At 46.4% G+C, this 14,060-nt stretch carries 7 protein-coding genes; all 7 read right to left on the reverse strand.

Annotation, left to right across the window (positions count from 1 at the left end; genetic code table 11):
* Positions 1-30: 30 nt before the first annotated feature.
* The 7 genes from P6910_RS15815 to P6910_RS15845 all read right to left on the reverse strand — a co-directional run bounded on the left by P6910_RS15815 (position 31) and on the right by P6910_RS15845 (position 14,046).
* The gene (locus tag P6910_RS15815) at positions 31-1,842 is read right to left on the reverse strand and encodes an F-box/WD40 repeat-containing protein (protein WP_317142246.1); all 1,812 of its coding nucleotides are present in this window, start codon (positions 1,840-1,842) and stop codon (positions 31-33) included.
* Between the two features lie 178 nt (positions 1,843-2,020).
* Positions 2,021-3,826, reverse strand: coding sequence for an F-box/WD repeat-containing protein (locus P6910_RS15820; protein ID WP_317142247.1), 1,806 nt, complete (start codon positions 3,824-3,826; stop codon positions 2,021-2,023).
* A gap of 168 nt (positions 3,827-3,994) precedes the next feature.
* A complete protein-coding gene (locus P6910_RS15825; RefSeq protein WP_317142248.1) occupies positions 3,995-5,824 on the reverse strand; it encodes an F-box/WD repeat-containing protein in 1,830 nt (609 codons plus the stop codon).
* Positions 5,825-5,994: 170 nt separating this feature from the next.
* Positions 5,995-7,797 (reverse strand): F-box-like domain-containing protein, encoded by a 1,803-nt coding sequence (locus tag P6910_RS15830; protein ID WP_317142249.1) that lies wholly within the window; start codon positions 7,795-7,797, stop codon positions 5,995-5,997.
* 341 nt (positions 7,798-8,138) lie between these two features.
* Entirely contained in the window at positions 8,139-9,938 is a 1,800-nt protein-coding gene (locus tag P6910_RS15835; protein WP_317142250.1) for an F-box/WD40 repeat-containing protein, read from the reverse strand.
* A 339-nt stretch (positions 9,939-10,277) separates the two neighbouring features.
* Complete coding sequence (locus tag P6910_RS15840) at positions 10,278-12,068, reverse strand: F-box/WD40 repeat-containing protein (protein WP_317142251.1); 1,791 nt, start codon at positions 12,066-12,068, stop codon at positions 10,278-10,280.
* Between the two features lie 178 nt (positions 12,069-12,246).
* Complete coding sequence (locus tag P6910_RS15845) at positions 12,247-14,046, reverse strand: F-box/WD40 repeat-containing protein (RefSeq protein ID WP_317142252.1); 1,800 nt, start codon at positions 14,044-14,046, stop codon at positions 12,247-12,249.
* Between the last annotated feature and the right edge of the window lie 14 nt (positions 14,047-14,060).

Raw genomic sequence — 14,060 nt, forward strand, 5'->3', positions numbered from 1 at the left:
GCTGTCTCTTTTATTGATCTCAGCAAACAATCAATTCTTCATCGATAGTTTATAAATTCTCAAATTGTTATAGAGAAAGGGCGAAACCAAATGATGGCCATTGGCACTGAGGGCGGTTGATTCGGCCATACCTCTATGGGCAACCACGGCTTTTTCTATCCATGACCCATTAGCACCCTGACCATAAATTTTTGCCGTTCCATCCATACTGGTGGTAATCACAAGGCAGCCATCGACACTGAAGGTGGCTGTTTTGAGTGAAGCTTCATGGGAAATGATGGCCTTTTCGACCCAGGATCCGTCATTCTTCAGACTATAGATTTTCGCTGTACCATCTTTACTGGCCGTCACCAGATGGCAGCCATCAGGGCTGAAGCTGGCTGAGAGGAGACTGCCACCATGGTTAATTGTACACTTTTCTTCCCACCAACCGTCGCTCTTCTGTCCATAGATTTTTGCCGTATGATCTTTGCTTGCGGTCACCACATGGTAGCCATCGGGGCTAAAGTTGGCTGAGAGGACACGGCGACCATGGTTAATAGTGCACTTTTCTTCCCATGAGCCGTCGCTCTTCTGTCCATAGATTTTTGCCGTATGATCCTTACTTGCGGTCACCACATGGTGGCCATCGTCACTGAATATGGCTGACTCGACCCTGTGATCATGGGAAATGATGGTTTCTTCTTCCCATGAGCCATCAGTCTTTTGACCATAAATTTTCGCTGTGCCATCATCACTGGCGGTCACCACATGACGTCCATCGGCACTGAAGATGGCTGAGTTAATCCACTGGCCATGGAAAATGGTGAGTTTTTCTTCCCATGATCCATCGACTCCCTGACGATAAATTTTTGCCGTGTAATCGTCGTAACTGGTGGTCAACAGATGGGTACTGTCGACACTGAAGGTGGCTATGTCAAAGCAACTATCATGGGAAATAGTGATTTTTTCTTCCCATGATCCATCATCTCCCCGAACACAGATTTTCACCGTTTGGTCCTTACTGGCGGTCACAAAATAGCTACTATCGGCGCTGAAAGTGGCTGAGTTGAGCCAATCATCATGGGAAATAGTGAGTTTCTTTTCCCATGACCCATCGTCGACCTGACCATAGATTTTTGCCGTTTTATCGAAACTGACGGTCATTGCGTAGCGACCATCAGCGCTGAAGATGGCTGACACGATCTCATCTCTATGGGGAATAATGGCTTTTCTATCCCATGATCCATTGTTATGGTAAATTCTGGCCTTTCCGTCTGCGCACCTCGTTATCAGGTAGCTGCCATCGGCGCTGAAAGTGGCTGAGAACACACCACCCCAAAAACCAGAATGGTTAAGGATCACTTTTGTATCTACATTAAACGTTTTGCATTGAGACATCAGTCGAGCTTTGGTGAAATAAAACAGAGCAGGAAAATAATCATAACTTCGGTGTTCTAATATTGGTTCGACTAACGCTTCATCCTTCGTAAACGGTCGCAGCCAACTACGGAGCTGTTCTTTATCCTCTACAGGAAGAATTTTCTTTAGTTGATATTGGTGTAGTGAAGAAAACCGGCGATACCATGCCTTTTCCAGTACAGGATCGTTTTTAATAGCAGTGTATGTGTGAGTAGATACCTGTTGTAAACTGACGATATCCCGAAATTCCAGCAAACGCGCAATTTTGACGATCATTTCCTCGGGCAAATCGTGCAATGAAATTGTTTTCTTTATTGCTTTGTCAGGTACAGTGACGGACCTGCCTGCACTGACACCCGACGGCTCTTCCCCCAATGAAGTACTCACAGGTGGTAGCGAAGGTGAACCGGCTATGTCGGAATGATTAACGTCAGAATACATACCTGGTTTTCCCTAATTGATTATTAGCCCCGATTAGCAAGGAATTTCAAAATTGATGAAGTCAGTTAGAGTCGGCTTTGAAATAAAAGTTCATGATAGGTTGTTAATTGCCACTAAAGATTTTTCTGCCTTTCAGCACATGCGCAATGGTGTCCCTTTTATTGATCACAGCAAACAATCAATGATTCATCGATAGCTTATAAATTCTCAAAGCGTTAAGGCGAAAGGGCGAAACCAAATGGTGGCCATTGGCACTGAGGGCAGTTGATTTGGCCGGACCTGAATAGGTAACAACGGCTTTTTCTACCCATGACCCATTAGACCAATGACCATAAATTTTTCCCGTTCCATCCATACTGGTGGTCACCACAAGGCCGCCATCAGCACTGAAAGTAGCTGTTTTGAGTGGACCTTCATGGGAAATAATGGCCTTTTTGACCCAGGATCCGTCAGTCTTCAGACCATAGATTTTCGCCTTGCCATCGTTACCGGCGGTCACCACATGACGGTCATCGGGGCTGAAGGTGGCTGACCTGATATCGTAATCATGGGAAATGGTGCATTTTTCTTTCCATAATCCGTCGTCCTTCTTACTAAAGATTTTCGCCGTTTTATCGCCACTTGTTGTCAACACATGACGGCCATCGAGGCTGAAGGTGGCTGAGTCAACGTTGCCCTTATGGAAAATGACAGCTTCTTCTCCCCAGGATCCATCGTCCCTATGAACACAGATTCTCGCCGTTTTATCCATACTGGCCGTAACCAAATGGCGGCTATCAGTACTAAAGGTAACTGAGTTGACCCATTGATCATGGGAAATGATGGATTCTTCTTCCCAAGAGCCATCGATCTTTTGACCATAGATTTTCGCTGTGTGATCGTTAGAGGCCGTCACCACATAGCTACCATCAGCGCTAAAGGCGGCTGATCTGATCAAATAATTGTGGGAGATGGTGACTTTTTCTTCCCATGATCCATCGTCCCGCAGGCAGAGGATTTTTGCCGTATTGTCGTAACTGGCAGTCACCAAATGACGACTATCGTCGCTGAAGGTGGCCAGGTGGACCCAACCACCATGGCAAATGGTGAGTTTTTCTTCCCATGACCCATCGTCTCCCTGAACACAGATTTTCGCCGTTTTATCCATACTGGCCGTAACCAAATGGCGGCTATCAGCACTAAAGGTAGCTGTGTTGATCCATCGATCATGGGAAATGATGGATTCTTCTTCCCAAAAGCCATCGATCTTTTGACCATAGATTTTTGCCGTACAACCCCAACTTACGGTCAACACATGGTGGCCATCAACGCTAAAGAGGGCTGATCTGACACCGCCTTGATGGGAAATGACGCCTTTTTTTGCCCATGTTCCATCAGTCCCCTGGCCATGGATTATCGCCGTTGCATCCTCACTGGCCGTCACCAGGTGGCTACCATCAGGGCTGAAGGTGGCTGAGTTCACCCTGTCTTCATGAGCAATAACGACCTCTGTATCGACATTATACTTTTCGTATTGAGACATCAGTCGGGCTTTGGTGAAATGAAAAAGGGCAGGAAAATAAACGGCCTTTCGGTGTTTTATGAGTAATTCGATTAACGCTTGATCCTTCGTAAACGGTCTCAGCCAATTTCGGAGCAGTTCTTTATCCTCTAAAGGAAGGCTTTTTTTCAATTGATATTGGTGTGATAAAGAGAACCGGCGATACCATGTCTTTGCCAGAACATGTTCGTTTTTAATAAACCTGTTTAAGTGAGTAGATACCCGCTGCAAACTGACGATATCCCGAAGTTCCAAAAAGCGAAAAATTTTGAGGGTTAACTCCTCGGGCAAATCGTGCAATAAAGCGGTTTTCTCTATTTCTTTTTCAGGCACAGCCACGGACCTGCCCGCACTGACACCCGATGGTTCTTCCCCCAATGAAGTGCTTACAGCTGGTAGCGAAGATGAACCGGCTATGTCGGAATGATTAACGTCAGAATACATATCTGGTTTCTCTTAAGTCTTCCCCCCACAATGAGCAAAGACATTCAAAATTGATGAAGCCAATTAGAGTCGGCTTTGAAATAAAAGTTCATAATACTGCCACTAAAGAAATTTCTGCCTTTCAGCACACGCGCAATGGTGTCCCTTTTTATTGACCAAAGCAAACAATCAATGATTCATCGATAGCTTATAAATTCTCAATTTGTTTTGGCGAAAGTGCGAAACCAAATGATGCCCATTGGCACTGAGGGCAGTTGATTTGGACAAACCTGTATGGTCAAGGGTTAAATCGGGCAACCCTATATGGTCAACAACGGCTTTTTCTACCCATAATCCATTAATATCCTGGCCATAAATTTTTACCGTTCTATCTGTACTGGTGGTCACCACAAGGCGGCCATCGGCACTGAAGGTGGCCGACATGACAATACCCAGATGAGAAATGATGGTCTTTTCAACCCAGGATCCGTCAGTCTTCAGACCATAGATTTTCGCCATGCGATCGTCACTGGCCGTCACCAAATGGCGGCTATCGGGACTGAAGGTGGCTGAGCGGATAGACTTACGATGGGAAACGGTGCGTTTTTCTTCCCATGATCCATCGTCCTTCTTAGTGTAGATTTTCACTTTAGCGTAACTTGCCGTCACTACATGGCGGTCATTGGGGCTGAAGGCGGCTAAGTTGACACAGCAATTGTGAGATATGTTGGCTTCTTCTCCCCATGACCCATCGTCCTTCAGACCACAGATTTTCGCTGTGTCATCATTACTGGCTGTCACCACATGGCGGCCATCGGCACTAAAGGTGGCTGAGTTGACACAGTCATCATGGGAAATAATGGTTTCTTCTTCCCATGAGCCATCGGTCTTTTGACCATAGATTTTCACTGTGCCATCCTCAGAGGCTGTCACCACACGGCGACTATCGGCACTGAAGGTGACTGAGTTGATCCGTTGGTCATGAAAAATGGTGATTTTTTTTACCCATGATCCATCGACTTCCTTACCATAGATTCTTGCCGTGTTATCGTGACTGGCGGTCACCAAATGACGACCATCGTCGCTAAAGGCAGCAAATTTGACCCTATCATCATGAGAAATGGTGAGTTTTTCTTCCCATGTGCCATCGTCTCCCTGAACGCAGATTTTTGCCGATTCATCATTGCTGGCGGTCACCAAGTGGCTGCTATCAGCGCTAAAGGTGACTGAGTTGAGCCAAAGATCATGGGAAATAGTGAATTTCTCCACCCAAGCCCCACCAACTTGACCATAGATTTTTGCCGTACAATCCCAACTGACGGTTATCACATGGCGGCCATCGGGGCTGAAGATGGAAGATCTGACACCCTCTTGATGGGAAATGACGCCTTTTTTTGCCCATGATCCATTGGCACTCTGGCCATAGATAAGCGCAGTTGCATCGCTACTGGCCGTCACCAGGTGGCTACCATCGGCGCTGAAAGTGGCTGATTTCACCCAGTCATTATGAGCAATATCGGCCTCTGTATCGACATCATACTTTTCGTATTGAGACATCAGTCGGGCTTTGGCGAAATGAAAGAGGGCAGGAAAATAAACGGCCTTTCGGTGTTTTATGAGTGATTCGATTAGCGCTTGATCCTTCGTAAACGGTCTCAGCCAATTTCGGAGCTGTTCTTTATCCTTTACAGGAAGGCTTTGCTTCAATTGATATTGGTGAGGTAAAGAAAACCGGCGATACCATGTCCTTTCCAGAACATGTTCGTTTTTAATAAACCTGTTTAAGTGAGTAGATACCTGTTGCAAACTGGCGATATCCCGAAGCGCCAAAAAGCGTAAAATTTTGAGGGTTAACTCCTCGGGCAAATCGTGCAATAAAGCGGTTTTCTCTATTTCTTTTTCAGGCACAGCGACGGACCTACTCGCACTGACAGCCGATGATTCTTCCCCCAATGAAGTGCTTACAGCTGTTAGCGAAGGTGAACCGGCTATGTCGGAATGATTAACGTCAGAATACATATCTGGTTTCTCTTAAGTCTTCACCTCCCCCGATGAGCAAAGACATTGAAAATTGATGAAGCCAATTAGAGTCGGCTTTGAAATAAAAGTTCATAATTAATTACCACTAAAGAAATTTCTGCCTTTCAGCACATGCGCAATGGCGTTCGTTTATTGATCACAGCAAACAATCAATGATTCATCGATAGCTTATAAATTCTCAAAGCGTTACGGTGAAAGGGCGAAGCCAAATGGTGGCTATTGGCACTAAGGGCGGTTGATTTGGTCATACCTCTATGAGTAACAACGGCTTTTTCTACCCATGATCCATTAGCCCCCTGCCCATAAATTTTTGTCGTTCCATCCACACTGGTGGTCACCACAAGACGGCCATCAGCACTGAAAATAGCTGTTTTGAGTGAAGCTTCATGGGAAATAATGGCCTTTTCGACCCAGGATCCGTCAGTCTTCAGACCATAGATTCTCGCCATGCCATCGTTACTGGCCGTCACCAAATGGCGGCTATCGGGGCTGAAGGTGGCTGAGCGGACATGGTTATCATGGGAAATAGTGCGTTTTTCTTCCCACAATCCGTCGCCCTTCTTACTAAAGATTTTCGCCGTTTTATCGCCACTTGTTGTCACCACATGACGGCCATTGGGGCTGAAGGCGGCTGAGTCAACATTGCTCTTATGGGAAATGACAGCTTCTTCTCCCCACGATTCATCGTCCCCCTGAACACAGATTTTTGCCGTTTTATCGATACTGGCCGTTACCAAATGCCGACTATCGGCACTAAAGGTAGCTGAGTTGACCCAGTGATCATGGGAAATGATGGATTCTTTTTCCCAAGAGCCATCGATCGTTTGACCATAGATTTTCGCCGTTCGATCGGTAGAGGCCGTCACCACAAGGCGACCATCGGCGCTGAAGGTGACTGAGCTGATCAGCGTGTAATGGAAAAGGGTGGTTTTTTTTACCCATAATCCATCGGCTTCCTGACCATAGATTCTTGCCGTGTTGTCATAACTGGCAGTCACCAAATGACGACTATCGTCGCTGAAGGTGGCCAGGTGGACCCAACCACCATGGCAAATGGTGAGTTTTTCTTCCCATGACCCATCGTCTTCCAGGACAAAGATTTTCGCTGTTTTATCCTTACTGGCGGTCACCAAATGGCGGCCATCAGCACTGAAGATAACTGAAGTAACATGGCCATCATGGGAAATGGTAAGCATCTCCTTCCATGCCCCATCGACTTGACCATAAATTTTTGCTGTGTGATCCCAACTGGCGGTCACCACATGGCGGCCATCGGCACTGAAGATGGCAGATCCGAGAATGTCTCGATGGGAAATGACGCCTTTTTTTTCCCATGATCCATTGGCCCTCTGGCCATAGATTATCGCCGTTGCATCGTCACTGGCCGTCACCAGGTGGCTACCATCGGCGCTGAAGGTGGCTGAGTTCACCCTGTCTTCATGAACAATAACGGCCTCTGTCTCGACATTATACTTTTCGTATTGAGACATCAGTCGGGCTTTGGCGAAATGAAAGAGGGCAGGAAAATAAACGGCCTTTCGGTGTTTTATGAGTGATTCGATTAACGCTTGATCCTTCGTAAACGGTCTCAGCCAATTTCGGAGCTGTTCTTTATCCTTTACAGGAAGGCTTTGCTTCAATTGACATTGGTGAGGTAAAGAAAACCGGCGATACCATGCCCTTGCCAGAACATGTTCGTTTTTAATAAACCTGTTTAAGTGAGTAGATACCTGTTGCAAACTGACGATATCCCGAAGCTCCAGAAGGCGAAAAATGTTGAGGGTTAATTCCTCGGGCAAATCGTGCAATAAAGCGGTTTTCTCTATTTCTTTTTCAGGTACAGCGATGGACCTGCCCGCAGTGACACCCGATGCTTCTTCCCCTAATGAAGTGTTCACAGGTCGCAGCGAAGGTAAACCGGCTATGTCGGAATGATTAACGTCAGAATACATATCTGGTTTCTCTTGGGTGATTATTCCCACCGATTAGCAAGGAAATTCAAGATTGATGAAGTCAATTAGAGTCGGCTTTGAAATAAAAGTTCATAAGTACCTAACCAGTTGGTTTCGCATATTCTGGACGGCGGCTTTTTCCATCCTTCTGCGTTCCAACTCTGGTTGCGTAGCTATGGCTACGCGCCCGTCGTTGCGCCTTGAAGGATGAAAAAATCCTCTCGCCAGAATATGCGAAACCAACTGGCCAGGTACTTAATAGGTTGTTATGTGTCACTAAAAAAATTTCTACCTTTCAGCACATGCGCAATGGCGTCCCTTTTATTGATCACAGCAAACAATCAATGATTCATCGATAGCTTATAAATTCTATATTTGTTATGGCGAAAGCGCGAAACCAAATGATGGCCATTGGCACTGAGGGCAGTTGATGTGGGAAAACATGTCTGCTCAACAACGGCTTTTTTTACCCATAATCCGTTAATATCCTGACCATAAATGTTTGCCGTTCTATCTGTACTGCTGGTCACCACAAGGCGACCATCGGCGCTGAAGGTGGCCGACAAGACAATATCCAGATGGGAAATGATGGTTTTTTCAACCCAGGATCCGTCAGTCTTCAGACCATAGATTTTCGCCGTGCGATCGTCACTGGCCGTCACCAAGTGGCGGCTATCGGGGCTGAAGGTGGCTGAGTGGATAGAGTCACGATGGGAAATAGTGCGTTTTTCCTCCCATGATCCGTCGTCCGTCTTACTATAGATTTTCGCTCTGGTGAAACTTGCCGTCACTACATGGCGGTCATTGGGGCTGAAAGCGGCTAAGTTGACATAGCAATTAAGAGATATGATGGCTTCTTCTCCCCATGACCCATCGTCCTTCAGACCACAGATTTTCGCAGTGTTATCTTTACTGGCCGTCACCACACGGCGGCCATCAGCACTAAAGGTGGCTGAGTTGACACAGTCATCATGGGAAATGATGGTTTCTTGTTCCCATGAGCCATCGGTCTTTTGACCATAGATTTTCGCTGTGCCATCGTCACTGGCGGTGACCACCCGGCGACCATCGGCGCTGAAGGTGACTGAGTTGATCTCTCGGTCATTGGAAATGGTGATTTTTTTTACCCACAATCCACCAACTTCCTGACCATAAATTCTGGCCGTGTTATCGTCACTGGCGGTCACCAAATGACGACCATCGGCGCTGAGGGCAGCAAAGTTGACCCAATCATCATGGTAAGTGGTAAGTTTTTCTTCCCATGACCCATTGTCTCCCTGAACACAGATTTTCGCCGTTGCATCGTCACTGGCCGTCACCAGGTAGTTGCTATCGGCGCTAAAGGTGGCTGAGTTGATCCAATCATCATGGGAAATAGTGAGTTTCTCCATCCAAGTCCCATCGACCTGACCATAGATTTTTGCCGTAAAATCCCAACTGAAGGTCATCACATGGCGACCATCGGGGCTGAAGATGGCAGATCTGACACCCCTTTGATGGGAAATGATGCCTTTTTTTTCCCATGATCCATTGGCACTCTGGCCATAGATAAGCGCAGTTGCGTCGTCACTGGCCGTCACCAGGTGGCTGCCATCGGGGCTGAAGGTGGCTGGTTTCACCTGTTCACTATGAGCAATAACGGCCTCTGTATCGACATTATACTTTTCGTATTGAGACATCAGTCGGGCTTTGGCGAAATGGAAAAGGGCAGGAAAATAAACGGCCTTTCGGTGTTTTATGAGTGATTCGATTAACGCTTGATCCTTAGTAAACGGTCTCAGCCAATTTCGGAGCTGTTCTTTATCCTCTAAAGGAAGGCTTTTTTTCAATTGATATTGGTGTGGTAAAGGAAACCGGCGATACCATGTCTTTTCCAGAACATGTTCGTTTTTAATAAACCTGTTAAGGTGAGTAGATACCTGTTGCAAGCTGACAATATCCCGAAATTCCAATAAACGAAAAATTTTCAGGTTTAATTCCTCAGGCAAATCGTGCAATAAAGCGGTTTTCTCTATTTCTTTTTCAGAAACAGCGACGGACCTGCCCGCACTGACACCCGATGGTTCTCCCCCCAATGAAGTGCATACAGCTGGCAGCGAAGGTGAACCGGCTATGTCGGAATGATTAACGTCAGAATACATCTCTGGTTTCTCTTAAGTCTCCCCCCCCCGATGAGCAAAGACATTCAAAATTGATGAAGTCAGTTAGAGTCGGCTTTGAAATAAAAGTTCATAAGTACCTAACCAGTTGGTTTCGCATATTCTGGACGGCGGCTTTTTCCATCCTTCTGCGTTCCAACTCTGGTTGCGTAGCTATGGCTACGCGTCCGTCGTTGCGCCTTGAAGGATGAAAAAATCCTCTCGCCAGAATATGCGAAACCAACTGGCCAGGTACTTAATAGGTTGTTATGTGTCACTAAAGAAATTTCTACCTTTCAGCACATGCGCAATGGCGTCCCTTTTATTGATCACAGCAAACAATCAATGCTTCATCGATAGCTTATAAATTCTCAATTTGTCATGGCGAATGAGCGAAACCAAATGATGGCCATTGGCACTGAGGGCAGTTGAATTGGGCAAACATGTCTGCTCAACAACGGCTTTTTCTACCCATAATCCGTTAATATCCTGACCATAAATGTTTGCCGTTCTATCTGTACTGGTGGTCACCACAAGGCGGCCATCGGCACTAAAGGTGGCCGACATGACAATACCCAGATGGGAAATGATGGTTTTTTCGACCCAGGATCCGTCAGTCTTGAGACCATAGATTTTCGCCATGCAATCGTCACTGGCCGTCACCAAATGGCGGCTATCGGGGCTGAAGATGGCTGAGCGGATATAGTCACGATGGGAAATAGTGCGTTTTTCCTCCCATGATCCGTCATCCTTTTTACTATAGATTTTCGCTCTGGTGTGACTTGCCGTCACTACATGGCGGTCATTGGGGCTGAAGGCGGCTAAGTTGACATAGCGATTATGTGATATGATGGCTTCTTCTCCCCATGCCCCATCGTCCTTCAGACCACAGATTTTCGCAGTGTTATCTTCACTGGCCGTCACCACATGGCGGCCATCGGCACTAAAGTTGGCTGAGTTGACACAGTCATCATGGGAAATGATGGTTTCTTCTTCCCATGAGCCATCGGTCTTTTGCCCATAAATTTTCGCTGTATCATCGCTACAGACCATGACCACCCGGCGACCATCGGCGCTGAAGGTGACTGAGTTGATACATTGGCCATGGATTTTTTTTACCCATGATCCATCAACTTCCTGACCATAGATTCTTGCCGTGCTATCGACACTGGCGGTCACCAAATGACGACCATCGGCGCTGAAGGCAGCGAAGTTGACCTCATCATCATGGTAAATGGTGAGTTTTTCTTCCCATGACCCATTGTCTCCCTGAACACAGATTTTCGCCGTTGCATCGTCACTGGCCGTCACCAAGTAGTTGCTATCGGCGCTAAAGGTGGCTGAGTTGATCCAATCATCATGGGAAATAGTGAGTTTCTCCACCCAAGTCCCATCGACTTGACCATAGATTTTTGCCGTACAATCCCAACTGAAGGTGATCACATGGCGACCATCGGGGCTGAAGCTGGCAGATATGATACCCTCTTGATGGGAAATGATGCCTTTTTTTGCCCATGATCCATTGGCACTCTGGCCATAGATAAACGCAGTTGCATCGCTACTGGCCGTCACCAGGTGGCTACCATCTGTGCTGAAGGTGGCTGGATCCACCCAGTCATTATGAGCAATAACGGCTTCTGTATCGACATTATACTTTTCGTATTGAGACATCAGCCGAGCTTTGGTGAAATGGAAAAGGGCAGGAAAATAAACGGCCTTTCGTTGTTTTATGAGTGATTCGATTAACGCTTGATCCTTAGTAAACGGTCTCAGCCAATTTCGGAGCTGTTCTTTATCCTCTAAAGGAAGGCTTTTTTTCAATTGATATTGGTGTGGTAAAGGAAACCGGCGATACCATGTCCTTTCCAGAACATGTTCGTTTTTAATAAACCTGTTAAGGTGAGTAGATACCTGTTGCAAGCTGACAATATCCCGAAATTCCAATAAACAAAAAATTTTCAGGTTTAATTCCTCAGGCAAATCGTGCAATAAAGCGGTTTTCTCTATTTCTTTTTCAGAAACAGCGACGGACCTGCCCGCACTGACACCCGATGGTTCTCCACCCAATGAAGTGCTTACAGCTGGCAGCAAAGGTGAACCGGCTATGTCGGAATGATTAACGTCAGAATACATCTCTGGTTTCTCTTAAGTCTCCCCCCCCCCCGATGAGCAAAGACATTCAAAATTGATGAAGTCAATTAGAGTCGGCTTTGAAATAAAAGTTCATAATAGGTTGTTAAATGCCACTAAAGAAATCTCTGCCTTTCAGCAAATGCGCAATGGCGTCCCTTTTATTGACCACAGCAAACAATCAATGATTCATCGATAGCTTATAAATTCTCAAATTGTTATAGCTAAAGGGCGAAACCAAATGATGGCCATTGGGACTGAGGGCGGTTGATTTGGCCAAACCTCTATGGGCAACAAAGGCTTTTTCTACCCATAACCCATTAATATCCTGACCATAAATTTTTGCCGTTCCATCTTTACTGGTGATCACCACCAGCCGACCATCGGCACTGAAGATAGCTGTTTTGAGTGAAGCCTCATGGGAAATGATGGCCTTCTCGACCCAGGATCCGTCAGTCTTCAGACCATAAATTTTCGCTTTGCCATCAAAACCGGCGGTCACCAGGTGACGGTCATCGGGGCTGAAGGTGGCTGAGATGACACCGCGACCATGGCAAATGGTGCGTTTTTCTTCCCATGATCCGTCGTCCTTCTTACCATAGATTTTCGCCGTGTTATCATAACTTGTTGTCACCACATGGCTGCCATTGGGGCTGAAAGCGGCTGAGTCGACATAGCAATTATGAGATATGATGGCTTCTTCTCCCCATGACCCATCGTCCTTCACACCACAGATTTTCGCCCTATTATCTTTACTGGCCGTCACTAGGTGGCGGCCATCGGCACTAAAGGTGGCTGAGTTGATACAGTCATCATGGGAAATAATGGTTTCCTCTTTCCATGAGCCATCGGTCTTTTGACCATAGATTTTCACTGTGCCATCGTTAGAGGCTGTCACCACACGGCGACTATCGGCACTGAAGGTGACTGAGGTGATCCGTTGGTCATGAAAAATGGTGATTTTTTTTATCCATGATCCATCGACTTCCTGACCATAGATTCTTGCTATGTTGTCAAAACTGGCGGTCACCAAATGACGACTATCGGCGCTGAAGGCGGCAAAGTGGACCCAATCATCATGGGAAATGGTGAATTTTTCTTCCCATGACCCATCGTCTCCCTGAACACAAATTTTCGCCGTGTTATCCTTACTGGCGGTCACCAAATGGCGGCCATCAACGCTAAAGAGGGCTGACCTGACAACGTCGTCATGGTAAATGGTGAGCTTCTCTTCCCATGTTCCGTCGACTTGACCATAGATTTTTACCGTTCCATCGTCACTTTTGGTCACCACATGGCGGCCATCGCTGAAGATGGCAGATCTGACAGCGTCTTGATGGAAAATAACTCCTTTTTTTGCCCATGATCCATTGGTCCCCTGGCCATAGATTATCGCCGTTGCGTCGTCACTGACCGTCACCAGGTGGCTACCATCAGGGCTGAAGGTGGCTGAGTTCACCTTGTCTTCATGAGCAATAACGGCTTCTGCATCGACATTATACCTTTCGTATTGAGACATCAGTCGGGCTTTGGCGAAATGAAAGAGGGCAGGAAAATAAACGGTCTTTCGTTGATTTATAAGTGATTCGACTAACGCTTGATCCTTCGTAAACGGTCTCAGCCAATTTCGGAGCTGTTCTTTATCCTCTATGGGAAGGCTTTTCTTCAATTGACATTGGTGAGGTAAAGAAAACCGGCGATACCATGTCTTTTCCAGAACATGTTCGTTTTTAATAAACCTGTTTAAGTGAGTAGATACCCGCTGCAAACTGACAATATCCCGAAGCCCCAGAAAACGAAAAATTTCAAGGGTTATTTCCTCGGGCAAATCGTGCAATAAAGCGGTTTTCTCTATTCCTTTTTCAGGCACAGCGACGGACCTGCTCACACTGACAGCCGATGGTTCTTTCGCCAATGAAGTGCTCACAGTTGGTAGCGAAGGTGAACCGGCCATGTCGGAATGATTAACGTCAGAATACATCTCTGGTTTCTCAT

The organism is Endozoicomonas sp. 8E, assembly GCF_032883915.1.
In the GTDB taxonomy this organism is placed as follows: Bacteria; Pseudomonadota; Gammaproteobacteria; order Pseudomonadales; family Endozoicomonadaceae; genus Endozoicomonas_A.

What these genes read in the sequence shown, in the direction of transcription:
- P6910_RS15835 (WP_317142250.1), bottom strand. Translation starts at nt 9,938, where the DNA reads ATGTATTCTGACGTTAATCATTCCGACATAGCCGGTTCACCTTCGCTG.
- P6910_RS15840 (WP_317142251.1), bottom strand. Translation starts at nt 12,068, where the DNA reads ATGTATTCTGACGTTAATCATTCCGACATAGCCGGTTCACCTTTGCTG.
- P6910_RS15845 (WP_317142252.1), bottom strand. Translation starts at nt 14,046, where the DNA reads ATGTATTCTGACGTTAATCATTCCGACATGGCCGGTTCACCTTCGCTA.
- P6910_RS15820 (WP_317142247.1), bottom strand. Translation starts at nt 3,826, where the DNA reads ATGTATTCTGACGTTAATCATTCCGACATAGCCGGTTCATCTTCGCTA.
- P6910_RS15825 (WP_317142248.1), bottom strand. Translation starts at nt 5,824, where the DNA reads ATGTATTCTGACGTTAATCATTCCGACATAGCCGGTTCACCTTCGCTA.
- P6910_RS15815 (WP_317142246.1), bottom strand. Translation starts at nt 1,842, where the DNA reads ATGTATTCTGACGTTAATCATTCCGACATAGCCGGTTCACCTTCGCTA.
- P6910_RS15830 (WP_317142249.1), bottom strand. Translation starts at nt 7,797, where the DNA reads ATGTATTCTGACGTTAATCATTCCGACATAGCCGGTTTACCTTCGCTG.